We start from the raw sequence: 18,960 nt of genomic DNA, 5'->3' as shown, positions 1-18,960 counted from the left end.
GTCTCGAATTTCAACTTTCACGTTAGTGAGAAGTATCAGTCCGCCTTTAACACAAGGTTATGAGACTACCCTCATGATTGATAGTCATGAGTACCCTTGTATCCAACCTTCTCAAGAGCTCGCTGATCAGCTTGGCGGCTACCGTGATCTCGCTTGCCGCCGGTTTCGCCAGCGGCATTATCGCCGCGCGTCTGCTTGGTCCCGCAGGCTCAGGCAAGGTCGCCTATGCGCTGTGGGTCGCAACCTCCGCCACCGCGCTCTCGGATATGGGCCTGCCGCAGACTTTGCTGCGCAATGCCGGTAATCTTTCAGGTGAAGGTGATGCCTGGAAAGCATTGGTGCGGGCAGCGCTCCGCAGCTTCTTGATATCTGTCACAATGGTCGGCGCCGCCATCCTTGTCTTCGCCGCCATCACCTATGCGTATCGCGATGCGCGGCATGCCTGGTTCTGGATTGTGACAGCACTGCTATTCTTGAGCTACGCCTTCTACGTCTTTTCGACTGCCATCGCTCGCGGCCGCCATCGCTTTGGACAGACTGCCCGCAGCACGGCGCTTGGCGGCCTGCTGCAAGTTCCACTGGTTCTTGTCGGGGCTTGGCTGCTCGGCCCGACCGGGGCGCTGATCGGATACGTCGCCCGCTATCTACCGCAGGCTTTGCAACTGCGCGGCTATATCGATCAGAGCGTTCCAGCCTCCAGCTGCGCATTGACACCGGAAATGCAGCGATATGGTCGCTACATATGGCTGAGTGATCTCATCGAAATCCTCGTGCTGTCGCGCGTCGAATTCCTCTTTCTCGGCTTTTTCTTCTCGTCCACCGGCGTCGGCTATTTTGCCGCCGGCCTCGGGCTTGCTGGGTTGATCGAGCAAGTCATGCTGCAGATCTCGCCGGCCCTGATCGTCAGCTTCGCCGACGCCCACGCGAAGAGCGATCAACGGGCACTGCAGGCCGCCTATGGGCGGGTCATCCGTATGGTCGCGCTCGTCATGCTCCCCATCAGCTTCGGCGGCGCGGCGATCATGCCCGATTTGATGCCGCTGATTTTCGGCGACGCTTTTGAGCCCGCCGTTCCGGCTGCCGCAACACTGCTCGCCTTTGTCTGGCTCGCCGGTCTCTCGGTCATCCCTTGGGGCATGATCAGCGCCTGCGGTCGCAGCGATCTGCTACTGCGCGTGCAGATCACCAGCGGTCTGCTGACGATGTTGCTGCTCGCTGCCATGGTGCCGCTGGCCGGTTTGGAAGGCGCCGCACTCGCTCGTGCAACAATTACGACGCTGACCTTCATGCTGCTGGCCCGAACCGCCTGGAAGAACGTCCACACCGTGGTGCCGCTCGGCGCATTGGCAAAGACGATATTTGCGGCAGCCTTTTGCGCGGCTGCGGCCGGTCTTGCCGTCTACTGCCTCGACGGTCTGGCTGCGATCGCGACCGCCATTCCCGCCGGCGCCATTGCCTATATGCTTGCAGTCCGGGTCTTGCGGCTGGTGGAACCGGGCGACAGTCGGCTGCTGATGGACACGATCGGCGGCAAGCTGCCCGGACCATCCCGCCCGCTGATCAACGGCCTGCTCGCCTTCCTCGCGCCAGGTTAAGGCGCGGGCTTCATCTCAAAGGCTGCTTTCAGCGTTTGCAGAGCGACATCATCCCAAGTCAGAATTCCCTTGCGAAAAGACGGTGAGCGCCGCATCGACAGCGCCGCATCGATCTTTTCACGCCAGGCGGTTTCGCCGTCCATGCGGTAAGCGATGGCATTGGAGCGGGTAAAAGGGATCAAGTCAGGCAGGAGGATTGGCAGGCCGCAATAGCTATATTGCGCAAGCTTAAGGCTCGACTCCGCCAGATAGATCTCGTCGGCCGTCAGGCGGTAGGGCGCGATGCCAAAATCCGCATGCTGGAGATAGGGCACGATACTTTCAAAATCACGTTCCCCGTAGATTTTGACATTCGATCGCGGCGGACCACGCCAGCTAGCGCCAAAGATATGGAAATCTATATCCGGTGCCGCGGCTGCCATCGCAGCGACAGCAGCCTCGTCAAACAGCATATTGCCGATCGAGACGGCGTTGCGGCTGCCGAGTGCATAGGGCGAAGGTTGCTCGCGGTCGAACAGAGCCGCGTCAACGCCCTGTTGAATGACCCGTACGCGCCCACCCGGCGGTAGCAATGCCCCAAGCCGTTCCGATGGCACGCAAACAGTATCGAACTGGTCGATCGCAGCGGTCTGGATCCGCTGCAATACCGGGGCAGCACCGACGCTTCGTAGCAGGTCACGGCAGAAATAGAGGGTCCGCGCCTTTGGATTGAGCTTCTTGACATATTTGAAGAAGGCGAGCGCCGAACCGCTTTCGATCAACACCAAGTCGGCTGCTGCGAGGACGCGCCGCGCGAAGCCCGGCAAATAGTTGCCGTAGAGCTGGAAAAGCAACTCGTTTGCGGCGTTGAGTACACGATTGCCGGAACTGAAGGCATGCAGCGGCGGCAGGTAGGCGCCTGCCTGGAGATTTGCCGCAATCGTCTCGAATCGGTTCGCTTGACACTGCGACAGCGCTCGAAACCGTGGACGGTCCTTCAGCAGTGTCAGCCAGCTATGGCCTATGGTAATGAAATGGACGTCGTGCCTCTGCTCTGCCCAGCGGGACGCAACGAAATGGATCGACGCCTTGCGGTAGCCGCGCACAAAAACATGAGATGTCAAAATGACAATCTTTCGTCGCGGCTCGACGGCACCTGCCGTCTTAACCCTTGGCTCCAGGTTTGTCATGGCCGACCCCAAAACGGCGCTTCATGGCCGGCCTCATTCATGACCGACGTCGAAAACGGTGATACAAGCTGCGGCGGCGAACGTTCATGTCCGGGGCGCGGATATCCGCAGGCAAAGCCCAATTTGCATCAAATTGAACCGGAAAGCGTCTAACAGGGGGTTAAAGTGGAATTGTCAATTCATGTAACGGCGTGAATTGATCGCGACAGTTCGGCATCTGCCGCGGATCACTTTCCGAATGCTGCTTCCTCTTGCCGAGCGAAGGCGAACAGGTCATTGATAGTGCTCCAAAATCATCCGCCGAAGGAGCCAACTTTCATGAACGCAAGATATGCACTGCCCGCCATCCTGGCCTGCACTTGCACCTGCGTCCTGACTCCTGCCATGGCCGAGGACCCAGCTCAATTGGTTCTGCACGACGGTTTCGACGGTACCGACTTCGCCCCCTCGGGCCAGCTCTATTATCGCGACAATTCCGAACAGAAGGCTGGCAAGGTCGAATTTCAATCGCAAGTAAAGCGCACCGGCACCGGCGCGCTGAAGCTCAGCGTCAAGCCGCTCTGCCAACCGGACAAGGCGAACTGCAGTGAACGAGCAGAAATTTGGGAACGCACCAAGTACCGCGTCCCTTATAATCAAGGCGTCTGGTACGGCTTCGCGGTCAAATTCGCGAGCCCCATTCCCTCCGGTGATCACCGCTATCTGATTGCGCAGTGGAAGCGCGAAATCGGGCCGAAGGCAAAGGGCGATTTCAGCCCTTTCCTGGCGCTACGACTGAACAACGGTAAACTCTTCGCCACTGTCGAAACCAACTATGTCGCGCCGCCGACGACAGAGGTGAGTGATGCGACGAAAAAATGTGACGACAGTCAGACGCCGGTCTGGTTCCGCTCGGACACCAACCAGATGCGAGCCCTTGTCGCTACCGACCGTAATTGGGGTAAGGAGGACGGCCAGGAATTTACCGGCTGCACCAGCGCCATTACCATTACTGACCGCGGTAACAAGTTGCCGACGCCGGATTCCGGCTGGATCGACTTTGCCATCTACAGCAAGCCTGGTCCCGACGGCACAGGTCATATCGAGATCTTCGCCAATGACAAATGGATTGTCACCATCAAGGGACACATCGGCCATGCCGATAAAGGTCTAGGCAAAAACCAGTATTTCAAGTTCGGTCCCTATCGTGCTGCCGATACGACGGAATGGACACTCTATTACGATGATTTTCGCCGCTCACCCCGTTGCGCCGATGTCCTGTCCGATGCAAACCTCTGCCCACTGAAATGACCGATGTCCGAGCGTTTTATCCACCATGACACCACGGCGAAAAGCCAGTTGCCACGGGTCCGGATTTTCGTAAGATTTGGGTGAACTTTTTTGCCTGTCATTGGTTATCTGCCTCAGCAGAGGAGACCACTGAAATGCTCACCACTCATCGTGACTGCAAACACCATGTGGAGAAAAATGCCATTCCTTCGCTTGGCGAAATCGAAGGGCGTGTCGCAGTCCTCGAAGTCGTAGCCCAATCTGCCCTGACCCATGTCTTCTTCGAAGGCCATGTCGATGTCGATGCGACCTTGCTTTCCGAGATTCGCAGGGCCATGCATCGCAAATGCCGGGAATTGAAACTCGATGGCGAAGATACCGCCTCCGCCTTATCTTATGCAGAGGAATTGATTGAAGCGGCGGTCGAGGCGTCGCACCCGGTTCATCAATGATGCCTTCGCGGCCAAGACTGATCCTTTTGATCATGGTGGCGCTCGCTCTTGCGCTGGGCGCCCTGCTGTTTGCTGTGCCGCATAACGGCAAGGATCAGATCGAAAATCCGGCCCCACACGCACCGGATCAGACGCCGCAATAGTCTCCTTCCAGCGAGCACCTGTGCCGATACGAAACTACCCCTGTGTCAAATCAGGCTGCCGTTAACGCCGGCGACAGAAGCCAGTTGCAAACTTTTGGATTCAAAGCAGTCTTTGCTCCGCCTCCGCTCAAGTTCGAGCTTTCAAACACGGTGCAGCGAATGTCTATGATGGTCAACTCGCCCCTATATCCCGATGATGTCGATATCCTCGCCGGTGCCCTCTACGCCTGGTGTGCCGAACGCAGCATCAAACTGCAAAGCCAGGAAGGCTTGTCTGCGGCGAACGTCGCAATCAGCCTCTATGACGCTGGCTATCATACGCAGGATCAATTGCTCGGCGCCCTTCACAACTACGAATTTCATTGAAATCGTAGCGCCGGTTCAACCAGCCACCGTGCGATTACGCCGCGTTGTCCTTTCGTAACACGCCCGCGATACAATCCCGCTCTTCCAGTATTCCCGACCATTCGTCCTCATAAAACGAAGAGTCATAGATTAACGTGAACGGGCCTTTATAGCCGGCGGCATTGGAAAGCTCGACGCAGCGAATATAATCCTCGGCATCAAGGCCGGTTGCCGAATAATGCGCCTTGGCGTGGCAGAGTTCGGCACGGCCCATGATGTTGGCAAGATCGCCATATTTGCCCGCGCCGCTCCAGTTGCCGAAATCGCCGTTGAGACCAAGCTTTCCATCAAGCGCATCAAGCACACGATGGACCTCGACCGGCCCCGGTAGCAGTGAGAACCAGTTTTCGATCACAAGGCGGACACCGGTGCCGGCGATCCGTTCGGCCAGCCAACGAAGATGTTCTTCCGCCAGGCTAAGCGCGTCGTCGGTCGGCTGCGCCTTTCCGGCGATCACCCGCATATTCTCGGCACCGAGGGGCATGGCGACCTCGATCCAACTCGCCATCCATTCCGCATCGCGACCCGCCGTTTCGGGATCACTAAGGTCGCCTTCTTCAATCAACAGCGTCTGCACCTTGACCCCTGCCCTATTTAAGGCATTCCGCAGGTCGGCAATGTAGCCGGGCGAACGGCTCGGCAAGTGAAACGAGCAGATCTCCATGCGGAAGATGCCGCGGTCAGCGAGCTGTTTCGGAAGATCGACCAGCTCCACCGAGCCTTCCCCGTAGGTCGGCTGGCGCGCCGGGCTGTTCGTGCTGCCCGGTTTATAAGGATAAGTGCCGCCGAGTGCGCGATGCAGCGACCATGTGGAAACGGCGAAACGATCTGCCAAATCAGCCGTGAAAGCCATCGATATCTCCTCCTATTTACCCGCGGCGGACATCGCAATCAGAAATAGAGCGACATAACGATATCCTGATCGAAATCGCCGAAACCCTTGCCGAAAATATTGAGGCCACCGGGATTGCCGGCTGTTTCGTCGATGCCGATGCGAAAGCGGATCGAATGATGATCATGCAGCCCGAGCGATGTGATCGTTTGCATCGAGACCATGGTGCCGTCGATCCAGGTGCCTTGGTCGTCGATGCTCCAGGTCTTCAGCTTGCCGTATTGCGAGCCACTGAGTTTCCACCAGCTTGGCGAATAAAGGCCGCGCCGGTCGCCGAAGTCGCCGGGCGATGTCCAGTGGCCGGCCTTGATGCCATTGATCCAGATAGAAATATCGGATGGCCAATTGGAATTGGTGGCCGGCGTCTCGGAACTGAGTTCCGCAGAGAATTCCACTTTGCGGATGCGACGCCCGCTGACTTTGGCATTGTTCGGAAACTTGTATTCTACATAACCACGCGTGAACCAGAGCAGCGCTGCCTGCATGCGCTGCGGCTCGAGGAATACACCCGGTACATCGAGCATGCCGATGACATTGTGAACCGAGCACAGGCCGCAGGGCGGACCGACTTCGAACTCCGTGAACAGACCGATCGGCATGCTGACGGCGACGACATCCTCGCGCAGGCTGGTAGAGCGATTTTCGAAACGGATAAGGATTTCGCCATAAACGCTGGAACAAATCTTCTGGTTGCCTTTGCTCGCTTTCATCGTATGGGTTTCGATCAGCCCCGCCTTCTCCAGCGATTTGATGTTGATTGCGGCAGTCGATTGCGGCAACTTCATATGCGCTGCGATGTCATTGACATTCAACGGGCCTTTGAGACGGAGCAGATTGAGGATTTCGATACGCGTTGCCGACCCCAGGGCCTCGACGATCTCCGTATCCTTCATCGGATCGACTGTTAGAAGCTTGGTCTCCATATCGAACTGTCATATCTCCGCGTAGCAATCTTTGGCTCATATCACGCTCTTCGGTTGCTTTCCTCTCACTTTTTCAGGGTACCGGCCCGCGGTTCGGGAGAGATACCGCGGGCCGGTCGGGAAAACGCAGCCGCTCACCCCTTGATGCCCGAAGACAGCATCAAAGCCTGCGTCACCCGTTTCTGAAACAAGAGATAGGCAACGGCAACAGGCATGGCGGCGAGGATCGCCACGGCCATATCGCGGGCATATTTGATGCCGAAGGCATCGTCGACCTGGGTGATTCCGACGGTCACCGTCATGGTGTTTTCGGAATTCGATACCAAGAAGGGCCATAAGAAGGCGTTCCACGCCATGATATAGGTTATGATCGCCAGCGCCGTCGTGATCCCCCAATTCAACGGCAGGTAAAGCCGGAAGAGAATCTGGAATTCGCCGCAGCCATCGAGCTTTGCTGCCTCGCGCAGCTCCCTCGGCACAGAATCGAAGAACTGCTTGTAGACGATGACCACAACCGGCACGATGAGCTGCGGCAGAACGATGCCGCTCAGCGTATTAATCAGCCCCAGCTTCTGCATCAGCACGAATTGCGAGATGATCAGCGCCTGCGACGGCACCATGAAGCTTGCTAGAATGACGAAATAGAGCACTCGCCGGCCGGCGAACACGATCTGCGAAAGCGCGTAGGCGCACATCATGCTGATCAAAATGACGATGACCGTGACGCTGATCGATGTCACCAACGAATTCATGTACCAGGTCGGTAGGTTGGTCTGGAATAACGCAAAATAATAGGAGGAGAAATCGAAGACACGTGGAATGAAAGTCGTGCTGGCAATGACGTCCTGCTCCGGCTTCATGGAGGTTATGATCGCCCAGTAAATTGGAAAGGCCCAGAGACCGGCGATGAAAAGCGTCAAGATCAATAGCAGCGAGTTGCCGATCGCGCGTCCTGGCATCAGCTTGCCCTCCTCACTCTCAAAAGCTGGTATTGCAGCACCGACACGACGACGATGATCAGGAACAATATGACCGCGATCGCGGAAGCAGCACCGCCATGGCTGAGGCGAAACCCCTCACGGTAGACGAGCAGCAACAGCACATAGGTAGAATTGAACGGCCCTCCTTCCGTAAGGAGATAGATCTGATCGAAAATCTTCAGTTGCAGAATGAGCTGCAGCGTCAGCACAAGGGTCGTTACCGGCCAGATCAACGGCCAGGTAATGCGACGAAATGCCTGGGAACGGGACGCACCGTCGAGGGCTGCCGCTTCATAATAGTCCTTGGGAATGTTCTTGAGCGCTGCAATGAAAAGCAGCAAGTTGAAGCCGTTCGTCCACCAGATAGTGACAAAGGCGACCATCGGCATTGCCCAGATCGGATCGCGAAAAACGCTGACCGGATGGCCGGTGAAAAGCTGGATTACATTTTGCGCAATGCCGAATTGCTGGTCCAGCACCCATTTCCAGATCGTGGTGACAACGGAGACCGGCAGAATATAGGGGATGAAGAACAGCACGAGCACCAGGCTCTGCAAACGGCCTTCCAACCGAACGACCATCAGCGCCAATGCAAGCCCGATCAGCGTATTGGGCACGGCGCTCAAAAGGACGAAGTAACCGGTATTCCACATTGAAGTGTAGAACAGTTTCTGGCTGAAAAGCTTGGCGTAGTTATCGAAGCCCAACCATTGGCCGTCGCCAATCAGCGGAGCATTCGTGAAGCTCAGCGCAAACATCTTGTAAACGGGATAGGCAAATACGATCAGGTAGACGATCACGAAAGGCGCCACCATCAGCACAGCGGTCAAACCCTTCTTTCGTCCTTCGCTCGCGAACATGGCGTCTCCTCTTGCCGACCGGAGGCCGACCGGAATAATTCCGGTCGGCTTCGCGCTCTAGGCCCCTACTGCTGGCTCTGCAGTTCTTCACGCATCTGATCGATGGCATCCTTCGGATCGAGCTGACCGTTAATTGCCGGAATGATGAAGTTCTGCGCAGCCTCGTAGACCGGCCCAGCAACACCGGCGAGCGGCGAGATCGGATCATAGACAGCGGTATCGGCAAGCTTCGAATAGACCGCATTCGGCTGCATGTTCTTGAAGTCGGCGCTTTCGGTGACAGGCTTATAAGCCGGAATATGGCCGGCACTTGCCCAGGAGATACTGTTCTCGTTCATCCAGCGGATGACTTCGAGCACAGTCTTGACCTTTTCCTCAGAGATCGGTTTTACGGTGCTGTTCGGGATCGCGAAGGAATGGGAGTCGACCCAGGTCGCCTGCTTCCCCATCAGGTTCGGAATTTCGATCGCGCCCCATTGAAAGCCTAGCTGACCTTTCTTTTCCAGGTCGACCATGGTCGGCACTTCCCAGACGCCGTTGATATGCATCGCCGCCTTGCCGGAGGTGAAGAGTGCAATTGACGCTTCATAAGAGATGAGCTGCGGGGAATAGCCGGTCTTGACCCAATTCGTTATTGTATCCAGCGCCTTCAGGCTGGCATCGCCCGGCATGATGTCCTTGCCGTCCATGAACTTCGCGCCCTGCTGCGCGACGAGCGTATAGAAGATGCGCCAGATGGAAGCGCCCTGATCACTATTGATCGACAATGGATATTGGACCTTGCCGAGCGCCTTTAGCTTCCCGAGAACCGCATTGAAATTGTCGAGGCCATCCAACCCCTTCGGCAAACCGTCATCGCCGAGCAGGCCGGCCTGCTTCAGGATATCCTTGTTGTAGTAGAGAATGATCGAATGGACATCGAAGGGAATGCCGTAGGTCTTGCCGTCTGTCGTCGCTGAGTTCCAGGCGGCATCGACATAATTCTCTTTTTTGATGCCCGCCGCCGCAAGCTCATCGGCCGTAAATGGGCGCAGGATGCCGGTCGGCACGGCCAGCGGATAACGCGAGATATGGTAAGTCATGATATCCGGCTGTTGGCCGACGGCCGCCGCCGTCTGCACTTTGGTGTAGAAGGGCACCCCCCATTCCAGCGTCGTCGCGTTGATTTTGATGTCAGGATGCGTGTCATTGAATTTTTGGATCAGCGCCTTCATGCGCACGCCATCGCCGCCGCTCAAGAAATCCCACCAGGTAATTTCCGTCTGCGCGAAAGTAGCCGTTGCCGGCAACAGGGTTAAAGCAGCCGCGATGGCCAATTTCAAAAGTCGTCTCATGTCTGTTTCCTCCAACACAGGGGCATGATTGCCATTGACCCCGGCTCGCTCCACCGAGCCGGAAATCCCATCGGAAACGTCCAGCATCCTCTTGCGGGCCGTATTCCGTCACCTCTAACTGCCTGCTCAATCAAAGTTTTCTGATAAGTATCAGGAAATTTAATATTAACGGATACGCTTGCCGCTTTCGCTGAATGCCAGCAGCGTCTCCGGCATCATCGTCAGCACCACCGCCTCGCCTGGTCTCGGGCGATGATCGCTGCGGCATTCAATCGTCAACTCGGTACCAGTGCGGGTCAGAGCATGCAGGTAGGCGATGCCGCCGAGCTCCTCGACAAACTCCGCCTTTACCTGCAGTGCAGCCGACCGGACCTCGCCGTCCAACACCAATTGCTCAGGCCGCACGCCAATAAAAACCTTGGCTCCCGCCTGCGGCAAAGCACCCTTCAAGGGCAGGACGATCGAGGTTTCGGGCTGGTCATCGAGCGAGATAGTGAGATGACTGCCGGCGTTGCCGGTGACCTTGCCGGCGAGGAAATTCATCCCCGGCGAGCCGATAAAACCGGCGACAAACATGTTGTCAGGATTGCGATAGAGATCGAGCGGCGCCCCAGCCTGCTGCACCACGCCGGACTTCAGTACCACGATCTTGTCAGCGAGCGTCATCGCTTCGACTTGGTCGTGAGTAACATAGACCATGGTCGCACCGATCTGGCGATGCAGCCGGGCGATCTCCATTCGCATCTTCACGCGCAGTTCCGCATCAAGATTCGACAGCGGCTCATCGAATAGAAAAACCCGAGGCTGGCGAACAATGGCGCGACCTATGGCAACGCGCTGACGCTGGCCGCCGGAAAGCTGGCTGGGCTTGCTCTTGAGATAATCGGTAAGACGCAGGATCTCGGCGGCCGCGCGCACCTTCTCGGCAATCTCAGCTTTGGGCCGACCTGCCACCGATAGGCTGAAAGCCATATTGTCGAAGACGGTCAGATGCGGATAAAGCGCATAGGACTGAAAGACCATGGCGACGCCGCGGGTAGAAGCTTCCTTATGTGTGACATCCCGGCCCTCGATCTCGATCCGCCCGCCGGACGTTTCCTCCAGTCCGGCGATCATGCGCAACAAGGTCGATTTTCCGCAGCCGGAGGGTCCGACGAAGACGGCGAACTCGCCCTGCTCTATCTTGATATCAACACCATGAACGACCTTCAGCGCGCCGAATGACTTGCTGACATCGGTCAACTGGATTCCCAAATTCTGAACTTTGGCATTCTGGGCTTTGGTATTCTGAACCTCGGCAGTCTGAATTCCTACCATGAGCCTGATCCTCCCGTGATCAACTCCACCTCTGGGCAGCGACCTCTTCCGCCACCGCCCAGGGGATCAGCCTGTTAGGCCAATGCGACCGACAACAGGATGAAATGGTAGGATTTCGGCGGCAGCTTGCCGGCAAGAGCGCCCTCATCCGTCAGCTTGAGACCGGAGCCATCCTTCGGTACGACGGTATGTTGCGCATCGACCGTATTTCGGGCCCTGAGATCTTCACCAGCCATAACGGTGTGCTTCTCGATCTTGACGTTCTTGAAGCCTTGAAGCGCAACGGAGAGATCGAGCGACTGATCGATGCTGCGGTTAACGGCAAAAATCGCGATGCTCCGGTTGCCTTCATGCAGCACCGCCGATATATCGAGATAGGGTACATCCTGAGCGACTTCGCAATCATAGGTGGGGCCCGAGGCTGAGACGTTGAGCGCCGTGCCGCGTCCGTACTTGGAGGCAAGTTGCAACGGATAATAGATGGTTTGACGCCAAGCAGGGCCATCGGCGCGCGTCAAAATTGGCGCGATGACGTTCACGAGCTGAGCCATGCAGGCGATCTTGACGCGATCAGAACGGCGTATGAACACGTTGAGGAGCGAGGCGACGAACAACGCGTCTTCTAGGTTATAGACCTCTTCAAGCAGCGCCGGCGCTTCCGGCCAGTTCCAACTGGCGATGCGCTCGCCATCCTCCTTGCGATCATGATACCAGACGTTCCACTCATCGAAGCAGATCTTCACATCGCGCTTCGAGCGCTTCTTCGCCTTGATATAATCTATGATACCGCCGACGGTGACGATGTAGCGATCGAGATCCATCGCCTTGGCGAAGTAGTTGAGCGTATTCTGCTCCTCATTGCCGAAATATTTATGCAATGAAATATAGTCGACGCTCTCATAAGCCTGATCGAGAACGGTCGCCTCCCATTCAGGATAGCTCTTCATCTTGTCGTTGGAGGAGCCGCAAGCCACCGTCTCGAGTGTCTTGTCGAAATATTTGAACGCCTTGCTGACTTCATTGGCGAGATGACCGTATTCAGCAGCACTTTTATGACCAACCTGCCAGGGACCATCCAACTCGTTGCCAAGGCACCAGATCCGCACGTTATGGGGGTCCTTGTAGCCATGCTTAGCGCGCAAATCGCTCCAATAGGTGCCGCTCGGATGATTGCAGTATTCGAGGAAATTGCGGGCGTCATCAAGGCCGCGCGAACCGAGGTTCATGGCAAGCATCATCTCGGTCTTGGCGAGCTTCGCCCAATCGGCGAATTCGTTGACGCCGACCTGGTTGGTTTCGCGCGTCCGCCAGGCAAGATCGAGGCGCACCGGCCGCTCATCGCGAGGGCCGATACCGTCCTCCCAACGATAGGCCGAAACGAAATTGCCGCCCGGATAGCGCACGATCGGCATATCCAGATCGCGGACATACTCTAGAACATCTTGGCGAAATCCGTTCTTGTCGGCCGCTTTGTGCCCCGGTTCATAAATTCCGGTATAAACCGCGCGACCCATATGCTCTAAAAACGAGCCGAAGACCCGCTTATCGACGCTGGAAACAGTAAAATCCTTGTTGATGACGGCTTCAGCTTTCATCGTGCTCCCTCGCTTATTGCTGTTGGTTGGTCGCGAGGTTATGATGAAAGATTTTTTTATTCAACTTTTTTGTTTTATATCGTGTTTTTTGATTTACTCGATTAATCCGCGCTTCCGAGCCGTTTCATAAGCGCGAGTGCGTCATTCGCCAAAAGAGCGGTTAGCTCGGCCGACGGGAGTGACTGCGCCAGTTTTGCGGCTTGGCCGGACCAGAGATTGGTGAAATCTCCGGAACTCGCCGCCTCGGCCTTGGCGCGCAATGGTGCCAAGGCGCCCCCGGCCGTGGGAAATGCCGGCGCAAGGTGCGAAAGTGGTCCTACCTCGCGCATAATGCGGTTCATCACACCCCTTGCCGGCCGACCCGTGAAAACATTGGTCAAAGCGGTATTGTCATCGCGCGCGTGTTCCAGAGCCGCGCGGTGAACCGAAGGAATTTTGGCCTCGGGCGTAAACAGATAGCTTGTGCCGATTTGCGTTGCGGAAGCACCAAGCGCAAAAGCGGCAGCAATTCCGCGCCCATCTGCGATTCCGCCAGCGGCAATGACGGGGACCGTGACAGCATCGGCAATCTGCGGGACTAGGGCCATTGTGCCGACCTGCGTTGTCATATCCTGCGTCAGGAAATTGCCGCGATGGCCACCTGCCTCCAAGCCCATGGCAATGACTGCATGGACGCCACGTTCGGCAAGCCACCGCGCCTCTGCCACTGTGGTCGCCGAGGAGATGATCTTCGCTCCGGTTGCCCGTACCCGTTGGAGCAGCTCTGCATCAGGCAGCCCGAAATGAAAGCTGACGACTTCGGGTCGGTAGGACTCCACGATTTCACAGAAGGAGGTATCGAACGGCGCTCGGCCACCAGCCGGAACGGGTGCGGCGGGATCAAGGCCCGCCTCGACATAATAAGGGGCGAGCCGTGCCCGCCATGCCATGTGTCGAGCGGGATCGTCTTCAGGCATAGTGTGCGCGAAAAAGTTCACATTAATCGGTTTTTTCGTCGCCGCTCGTATCATATCCAAAGCCGCGCGGAGTTGCTCGGCATTGTACTGTGCACTCGGCAGGGACCCGAGCCCGCCAGCCTCGCTCACCGCAACCACCATCTCCGGCGTCGTCGCGCCGGCCATAGGTGCCTGGATGATGGGAATGTCGATGTGGAAGAGGTCGAGAATCCGGGTATCTGGCCATGGGATCATCGCAGGCGCCTTTCGTCTTCGGTATCCATCAGCCATCATTAACAGCCCAATGGCGACGGCGATAATGATTAGTGCAGATGAATCCATTGCATTTGTCGACGGACCCAAGACCTCATACTGCGGACTCGACTTACTTGCCTCAACAAACGCAAAAAAGTCCCTCTCCTGCTAGGGAGAGGGAGACAGGGAAATTGCCGGTATAGGGAAATCGACGCATCCACCGGGGAGGCTGAAATGCGATGATGCGACATATCACGGGGTGATCAAGGAACGGACCTTCCACCGCGAATCCATCGGGAAATCGAATTAAAAATCAGGTCGGCGATCCACATGGCGCAGATACCAACCACGAAGGCTGTCGCATTCATGGCTGCGGCGTCCCTTTGCGGCAGCGGCCAATTGATCGCGCGCAAATAGTAAAGCGCAGGCTCCGTCAGATAAACCGCTGCCAGCGCCCCGCAAATAGGTGACGCAGCGACTTCCCGGATAGTATATCGACGACGTGACAGGCCGTACAAGATGCCGCCAGAGAGGCCAGCGATGGCGACGCCGACCTTGATGCCAAGCGAATCGAGAAATTCGTTCACTGTCATGACGTGCCTCTAAAACCTCTGGATTGGAACTACGGCTTCCTTCCGGCGATGTTTGCCAGTAAAGGCGCCATGATTTTGACGGCTGCGGCTGAGGCTTCGCGAAGCTGGAGAGCCAATCGTGGGTAATATTAACCACCGCCGCTTCAAACGGATCAAAACTAGGAAATTGAGAGCAAAACCTCTCAGCAGCCGGATCGGGTCGCGCTTCTAAATTGAAACGACGTCAACTTTAGTGGTTTACACTTTGAGAGATTTAGGACGGATAGACAACGTAGGTATCTCACTAAGGAAAACCGAGCGTCGCCGCATAATGGGTCTTCGCAGGTTGCGATCTTCCTATGTATTGCGCGCAATCTTAATGGGCTGCAACTCCCCAACCGGAATGATCGAACCCACGTCCGCAGCAGGGACGGCCAGTGCATCAAATCAGACTTGACGCGCCGAGAAATGAGGGCCAGCGCTCACTTATGAGCTAGCGCCAGCCGATGCGTTGAAGACTTCTCCCGTCGTGAGCATGCTGTGCATGATGACGGCAAGCTTCCTGGCGACCGCCACCGTAGCGCGCTTGAAGCCCAACCGCTCACGCAGCCTCGTTCCCCAGTCTTTGAGACTGCTTTCCGTTCTGGCGCTGGTTCTCGTGAGGATCACCACCGCTGCTTCGTAAAGCAGGCCCCGAAGATGATTGTCACCTCGTCGGGAGATATGACCGTCATAGTCGGCCTCTCCCGACTGGTAGCGCCGCGTTGTCGGTCCAAGCCAGGCGCCAACCGAGCGCGAGGTTTTGAAGTTGCCGGATCTTCAATCGCTGCAACGTAGGAAATTGCCGTAACGGCACCGATACCCGGGATCGTCATTAGAAGCTTCGTAGCCTTGCTCTTCCTTGCCGCTGCCAATAGCTGGCGGTCCAGATCTGCTGCCTGCATACGGATACCACGCCACGCCTCAAGCAGCGGCATTACAATCGGTGCAAAGTCATCATTGCCGCTCAAAAGCTCTCTCACATGACCATCAAATGCCCGCCCTTTACTTTTGGGAACAATCAGACCAAACGTCTTCAATAGCCCCCGGATCTGGTTGCTGAGCTGAGTTGAGATGCTCAGGAGCTGATTGCGTGCCCCGACCAGCGTGCGCGTCAACATGCTGTCGAATGACCTGACCCGAACCTCCGGCTTCGGCTAGCTGGGCCAGGCCATCCGCATCATTGGCATCCGTCTTGTTGAGCATCTCATCCAGAACCTTCTGCGCGTGCCGCGCTTCGATGCAAATCGCCGGCAGTCCCTCCGCCGTCAGTGCATGATAGAACCACGTCGAGAGCGGTCCGGTCTTGAAGACGACGCGTTTGACGTTCGGAGCATGCTTGCGGATCATCTGCGCCAGAACATGCGGATCGGAGGAGCCATTTTCCTCGCCAGATCCGCTTGCCATCTTCACGAATGGCCGTCGCAGTATTTTCAACGAAACGTCGAGTCCCATATATTGGTCCATGGTTGCCTCCCATTTGGTCCTTGGGCCTGGTTCGAATCGTGAGCCCGTATTTCCATCTTATCGGGGGCAACCCAGCCAAATCCGCCATCATCCAGGAGCATGACCGAGGGGATCGCGCCGCGATTACCCCGTGTATCGCTCTGGTACTGATACGGGCGGAAGAATTGACGCATCCCAATATTCGCGGGCCTACGCCCTGCCGACATGCTGCTGGTTCGTAAGTTTCAGGAACAGTTTGAACCAAAACCGGTATTCAGGGCCGCGATCGAACCAGGCATCGAGTGTGCACCAGGCAACCGAGGCGGGGCCATCTTTCCTGTACTTCTTGATCGCCGCCTCTAATGCTTCCGCCTCGGTCAAAGCGTTCCAGCTCTCGATAACGACGTAGTCCCCACTCATCCTTCATCTCCTAGACTGTTTGAAGTGCTTGTATGATCCCGATCCGACAAGAATACAGTTTCCGTATATAATAGCCAGTTATTTAATTTTGAACAAAATGGTCATGTGACGCAATGACGCCACGTGATCTCCTTGCTTGGAATGTGCGTAAGCTTCGTGTCGAACGAGGCCTCTCCCAAGAGCGCCTGGCACTCGAAGCTGGCTTGGAGCGCGTATCAATTTCTCAACTCGAGCGTAAACGGGTGAATTTCGGTATAGATTCTTTAGGGAAGATCGCGAACGCGCTAGACTGTAAAGTTTACGAGTTATTGGTTGAGCCTGCTGGTGGCGAGCGACCACCCAAGAACCTCCGCCCTGGTCGACGCTCTTAGATGTCGTAACTCGCGGCTGCTACAACGCAAGCGTCGGACGTTCAGGGTTATCGTGAGCTGTTGCCGGAGCTCGGCGCGGCGACCCTCGACTATTATGCCGCCCTGATCCGTAATGTTGTCCGAGAGTGGCGCGAGCGAACCGCGCCGGCTCACCTGAGAATCATAACAAGCGCCTTGCGCGGCTATCTTCGCTACCTCGCGGGTGCCGGCTTGTGCCGGCCCAACCTCGATCACGCCATTCCGCCAGTCTTGCAGTGGCGCCTTTCGTCGTTGCCGCGGTATCTTGCAGCCGCCGATGTCGAACGTGTCATCGCATCGTGCGATCAACTCGCCAGAGGCCGCCTGCGGGACCGTGCAATCCTGCTCCTGCTGGCTCGTCTGGGACTACGGGCCGGGCGTGGCCGCACGCAGGCTCGACGATATGGAATGAACGTCTGGTGTGCTGCGCCTGAGCGGCAAAGCGCCCCGGCAAGTTCGGCTGCCATTACCGCAGGACGTCGGTGATGCACTTCTCGCATACATCGAGCAGTAACGGCCGTGCGTGCCTCAAGAGGCGGTCTTTCTTACAATGATTGCACCCCTACCGGTCATTTGCGCAGTCCAGTCATGTCTCCCCAACCGTGGCGCTAGCGCTAAAACGCGCGGGCATTTCCGATTCCCCCGTCGACTGGAGCGTGCCTGCTGCGGCACCTGCCGCTGCCTCGCTGTGTGGGATCGCTTACCCGCTTACAGTGGTTCCTTGGTGGAGCTGTGCCATGTGATTGGTCCTAATTTATCCCGCCGTTTCTGATCCGCCTCGTCATCGCGCATGACTTTCAGCATATAGTCGAGCGGCGTGTCGCCGGCGGACGCGGTTTTTCGCCGGCGCGCACGCGGCTTGCGCAGCACGACAGGCTTGTCGGCAGTGGACATGCTTTTGGAATTTCCGATGGAACGTTGAAAGGAAACAAGCGGCTGACAGTGAGCCGCCTGCGGTCAAGTCGCTGCAACTATTCTCATCATGCCAAAATGAATACCCCAAATCGGCGCAATTGGCGACACCCTTGATCGATGACGCGGCTGCAAGGATTGGAAAATCTTTGAATATAGCCCAGATAATCACTTGAAATCACGAGAAAAATCCCACTCTGTCGTCCGACGACCGGAGCCAGATTGCTTCCCTTTACCCTTTAAATAGGCTTCAGCGTCAGACAAAACGGATGACCAACAACCAAGATCGATATCGGTCCGATCGAAATCTCTCACAGCTCCCGCCTGTGAGCGAATGGGATTCGAAGATCGACGCCGCACGGGATTTCATCTCTTCCAATCTTCCCATCCAGCCTGTCCCTTCAGCTCCGGAGATTCGCCTGTATAAGGCCGGACCGCAAAGCGGCCTGTGGCGACTTGCCGAGCAGGATCCGGAATTTGGCTCACCCTATTGGGCGCATCATTGGGGTGGAGGGTTGGTACTGGCGCGATATCTTCTCGATCGGCCTGAAGTCGTCTCTGGCCGTCGCGTGCTCGATCTCGGCGCGGGCTCCGGCATTGTCGGCATAGCAGCGGCAAAGGCCGGCGCAGCGGAGGTGATCGCGGCCGATGTGGATCCCTATGCGATCGCGGCGACGGGGCTGAATGCCGCTGTCAATAAAATCACGGTTATACCTGTTCTGGCCGATCTGACCAAAGGCGAGCCTCCCGCCACCGACATCGTCTGCGTTGGCGACCTCTTCTATGACGCCGCACTTGCTGAATGCGTCACGGCATTTCTTGACCGCTGCCTGGAACAAGGCATCGATGTGCTGATCGGGGATCCCTGGCGCGCCTATCTGCCGCATCGGCGGCTCCGGCTGCTGGCAGAATATGCCGTGCCGGATTTTGGCGCCGCCACTGGCGGGAGGCCGAGCGGAGTCTTTGCGTTTGAACGCAAAACGCCCCGGCAAAGCCGAGGCGATGAAGATCAGTCCTGACGACGAAGCCCCTGGGTTTGTACCAGCGCCGATAGCGCG

The 18,960-nt window shown here is 57.0% G+C and carries 19 protein-coding genes and 1 pseudogene; 7 read left to right on the top strand and 13 right to left on the bottom strand.

All coding sequences use genetic code 11. The features are described 5' to 3' along the window. Positions 1 to 86: 86 nt before the first annotated feature. Positions 87 to 1,595, top strand: a complete 1,509-nt coding sequence (locus QDY28_RS01225; RefSeq protein ID WP_331379892.1) for a lipopolysaccharide biosynthesis protein — start codon at positions 87 to 89, stop codon at positions 1,593 to 1,595. Here the strand turns inward: QDY28_RS01225 and QDY28_RS01220 are convergent. Next, positions 1,592 to 2,764, bottom strand: a complete 1,173-nt coding sequence (locus tag QDY28_RS01220) for a GumK N-terminal domain-containing glycosyltransferase (protein WP_331379891.1) — start codon at positions 2,762 to 2,764, stop codon at positions 1,592 to 1,594. The genes QDY28_RS01225 and QDY28_RS01220 overlap by 4 nt on opposite strands. 318 nt (positions 2,765 to 3,082) lie before the next feature. Between QDY28_RS01220 and QDY28_RS01215 the strand changes: the two genes are divergently transcribed. From QDY28_RS01215 to QDY28_RS01200, 4 genes are all read left to right on the top strand, one after another. After that, positions 3,083 to 4,054, top strand: coding sequence for a polysaccharide lyase (locus tag QDY28_RS01215; RefSeq protein ID WP_331379890.1), 972 nt, complete (start codon positions 3,083 to 3,085; stop codon positions 4,052 to 4,054). An 80-nt stretch (positions 4,055 to 4,134) separates the two neighbouring features. Continuing rightward, complete coding sequence (locus QDY28_RS01210; RefSeq protein WP_331379889.1) at positions 4,135 to 4,485, top strand: hypothetical protein; 351 nt, start codon at positions 4,135 to 4,137, stop codon at positions 4,483 to 4,485. Beyond that, positions 4,485 to 4,628, top strand: coding sequence for a hypothetical protein (locus QDY28_RS01205; protein WP_331379888.1), 144 nt, complete (start codon positions 4,485 to 4,487; stop codon positions 4,626 to 4,628). The genes QDY28_RS01210 and QDY28_RS01205 overlap by 1 nt, the downstream gene beginning before the upstream one ends. A 159-nt stretch (positions 4,629 to 4,787) precedes the next feature. Beyond that, positions 4,788 to 4,994: a hypothetical protein gene (locus QDY28_RS01200; protein WP_331380062.1), complete on the top strand. Its 207-nt coding sequence runs from the start codon at positions 4,788 to 4,790 to the stop codon at positions 4,992 to 4,994. A gap of 34 nt (positions 4,995 to 5,028) precedes the next feature. Here the strand turns inward: QDY28_RS01200 and QDY28_RS01195 are convergent, their stop codons facing one another. From QDY28_RS01195 to QDY28_RS01145, 11 genes and pseudogenes are all read right to left on the bottom strand, one after another. Then, positions 5,029 to 5,886 carry a sugar phosphate isomerase/epimerase family protein gene (locus tag QDY28_RS01195; RefSeq protein WP_331379887.1) on the bottom strand — a complete coding sequence of 286 codons (858 nt, stop codon included), beginning with the start codon at positions 5,884 to 5,886 and terminating at the stop codon, positions 5,029 to 5,031. A gap of 38 nt (positions 5,887 to 5,924) precedes the next feature. Continuing rightward, on the bottom strand, positions 5,925 to 6,848 hold the full coding sequence (locus QDY28_RS01190) for an ArsR/SmtB family transcription factor (protein ID WP_331379886.1): 924 nt from the start codon (positions 6,846 to 6,848) through the stop codon (positions 5,925 to 5,927). A 134-nt stretch (positions 6,849 to 6,982) separates the two neighbouring features. Further along, positions 6,983 to 7,807: a carbohydrate ABC transporter permease gene (locus QDY28_RS01185; protein ID WP_331379885.1), complete on the bottom strand. Its 825-nt coding sequence runs from the start codon at positions 7,805 to 7,807 to the stop codon at positions 6,983 to 6,985. Beyond that, positions 7,807 to 8,688 (bottom strand): carbohydrate ABC transporter permease, encoded by an 882-nt coding sequence (locus tag QDY28_RS01180; RefSeq protein ID WP_331379884.1) that lies wholly within the window; start codon positions 8,686 to 8,688, stop codon positions 7,807 to 7,809. Before QDY28_RS01180 ends, QDY28_RS01185 begins: the two co-directional genes overlap by 1 nt. 65 nt (positions 8,689 to 8,753) lie before the next feature. After that, positions 8,754 to 10,022: an ABC transporter substrate-binding protein gene (locus QDY28_RS01175; RefSeq protein WP_331379883.1), complete on the bottom strand. Its 1,269-nt coding sequence runs from the start codon at positions 10,020 to 10,022 to the stop codon at positions 8,754 to 8,756. A 165-nt stretch (positions 10,023 to 10,187) separates the two neighbouring features. Then, on the bottom strand, positions 10,188 to 11,276 hold the full coding sequence (locus tag QDY28_RS01170) for an ABC transporter ATP-binding protein (RefSeq protein WP_331380060.1): 1,089 nt from the start codon (positions 11,274 to 11,276) through the stop codon (positions 10,188 to 10,190). Positions 11,277 to 11,413: 137 nt separating this feature from the next. Then, complete coding sequence (gene arfA / locus QDY28_RS01165) at positions 11,414 to 12,934, bottom strand: arabinosylfuranosidase ArfA (protein WP_331379882.1); 1,521 nt, start codon at positions 12,932 to 12,934, stop codon at positions 11,414 to 11,416. 101 nt (positions 12,935 to 13,035) lie between these two features. Continuing rightward, positions 13,036 to 14,124 (bottom strand): NAD(P)H-dependent flavin oxidoreductase, encoded by a 1,089-nt coding sequence (locus QDY28_RS01160; RefSeq protein WP_331379881.1) that lies wholly within the window; start codon positions 14,122 to 14,124, stop codon positions 13,036 to 13,038. A gap of 263 nt (positions 14,125 to 14,387) precedes the next feature. Next, a complete protein-coding gene (locus QDY28_RS01155; RefSeq protein WP_331379880.1) occupies positions 14,388 to 14,717 on the bottom strand; it encodes a hypothetical protein in 330 nt (109 codons plus the stop codon). Between the two features lie 465 nt (positions 14,718 to 15,182). After that, positions 15,183 to 16,202 (bottom strand): annotated as a pseudogene (locus QDY28_RS01150) (IS110 family transposase). Between the two features lie 189 nt (positions 16,203 to 16,391). Then, positions 16,392 to 16,601 carry a hypothetical protein gene (locus QDY28_RS01145; protein WP_331379879.1) on the bottom strand — a complete coding sequence of 70 codons (210 nt, stop codon included), beginning with the start codon at positions 16,599 to 16,601 and terminating at the stop codon, positions 16,392 to 16,394. A gap of 113 nt (positions 16,602 to 16,714) precedes the next feature. Here QDY28_RS01145 and QDY28_RS01140 point away from each other — a divergent pair, with 113 nt between their 5' ends. Further along, complete coding sequence (locus QDY28_RS01140) at positions 16,715 to 16,972, top strand: helix-turn-helix domain-containing protein (protein ID WP_331379878.1); 258 nt, start codon at positions 16,715 to 16,717, stop codon at positions 16,970 to 16,972. A 726-nt stretch (positions 16,973 to 17,698) separates the two neighbouring features. On the opposite strand, the gene QDY28_RS01135 is transcribed toward QDY28_RS01140, so the two are convergent. Then, a complete protein-coding gene (locus tag QDY28_RS01135; protein WP_331379877.1) occupies positions 17,699 to 17,884 on the bottom strand; it encodes a hypothetical protein in 186 nt (61 codons plus the stop codon). Positions 17,885 to 18,171: 287 nt separating this feature from the next. Between QDY28_RS01135 and QDY28_RS01130 the strand changes: the two genes are divergently transcribed. Next, positions 18,172 to 18,921: a class I SAM-dependent methyltransferase gene (locus tag QDY28_RS01130; RefSeq protein ID WP_331379876.1), complete on the top strand. Its 750-nt coding sequence runs from the start codon at positions 18,172 to 18,174 to the stop codon at positions 18,919 to 18,921. Positions 18,922 to 18,960: the final 39 nt, after the last annotated feature.

This window comes from Rhizobium sp. BR 362 (assembly GCF_036528765.1).
Lineage (GTDB): Bacteria > Pseudomonadota > Alphaproteobacteria > Rhizobiales > Rhizobiaceae > Rhizobium.
The sequence above is the reverse complement of the archived record's forward strand: the minus strand, read 5'-3'. Positions and strand labels throughout refer to the sequence as shown.

Bases quoted from the DNA above. Each gene is read 5' to 3' on its own strand.
- QDY28_RS01225 (WP_331379892.1), top strand. From the start codon at position 87: ATGAGTACCCTTGTATCCAACCTTCTCAAGAGCTCGCTGATCAGCTTG.
- QDY28_RS01220 (WP_331379891.1), bottom strand. From the start codon at position 2,764: ATGACAAACCTGGAGCCAAGGGTTAAGACGGCAGGTGCCGTCGAGCCG.
- QDY28_RS01215 (WP_331379890.1), top strand. From the start codon at position 3,083: ATGAACGCAAGATATGCACTGCCCGCCATCCTGGCCTGCACTTGCACC.
- QDY28_RS01205 (WP_331379888.1), top strand. From the start codon at position 4,485: ATGCCTTCGCGGCCAAGACTGATCCTTTTGATCATGGTGGCGCTCGCT.
- QDY28_RS01200 (WP_331380062.1), top strand. From the start codon at position 4,788: ATGTCTATGATGGTCAACTCGCCCCTATATCCCGATGATGTCGATATC.
- QDY28_RS01195 (WP_331379887.1), bottom strand. From the start codon at position 5,886: ATGGCTTTCACGGCTGATTTGGCAGATCGTTTCGCCGTTTCCACATGG.
- QDY28_RS01190 (WP_331379886.1), bottom strand. From the start codon at position 6,848: ATGGAGACCAAGCTTCTAACAGTCGATCCGATGAAGGATACGGAGATC.
- QDY28_RS01185 (WP_331379885.1), bottom strand. From the start codon at position 7,807: ATGCCAGGACGCGCGATCGGCAACTCGCTGCTATTGATCTTGACGCTT.
- QDY28_RS01180 (WP_331379884.1), bottom strand. From the start codon at position 8,688: ATGTTCGCGAGCGAAGGACGAAAGAAGGGTTTGACCGCTGTGCTGATG.
- QDY28_RS01175 (WP_331379883.1), bottom strand. From the start codon at position 10,022: ATGAGACGACTTTTGAAATTGGCCATCGCGGCTGCTTTAACCCTGTTG.
- arfA (WP_331379882.1), bottom strand. From the start codon at position 12,934: ATGAAAGCTGAAGCCGTCATCAACAAGGATTTTACTGTTTCCAGCGTC.
- QDY28_RS01160 (WP_331379881.1), bottom strand. From the start codon at position 14,124: ATGATCCCATGGCCAGATACCCGGATTCTCGACCTCTTCCACATCGAC.
- QDY28_RS01155 (WP_331379880.1), bottom strand. From the start codon at position 14,717: ATGACAGTGAACGAATTTCTCGATTCGCTTGGCATCAAGGTCGGCGTC.
- QDY28_RS01145 (WP_331379879.1), bottom strand. From the start codon at position 16,601: ATGAGTGGGGACTACGTCGTTATCGAGAGCTGGAACGCTTTGACCGAG.
- QDY28_RS01140 (WP_331379878.1), top strand. From the start codon at position 16,715: ATGACGCCACGTGATCTCCTTGCTTGGAATGTGCGTAAGCTTCGTGTC.
- QDY28_RS01135 (WP_331379877.1), bottom strand. From the start codon at position 17,884: ATGTCCACTGCCGACAAGCCTGTCGTGCTGCGCAAGCCGCGTGCGCGC.
- QDY28_RS01130 (WP_331379876.1), top strand. From the start codon at position 18,172: ATGACCAACAACCAAGATCGATATCGGTCCGATCGAAATCTCTCACAG.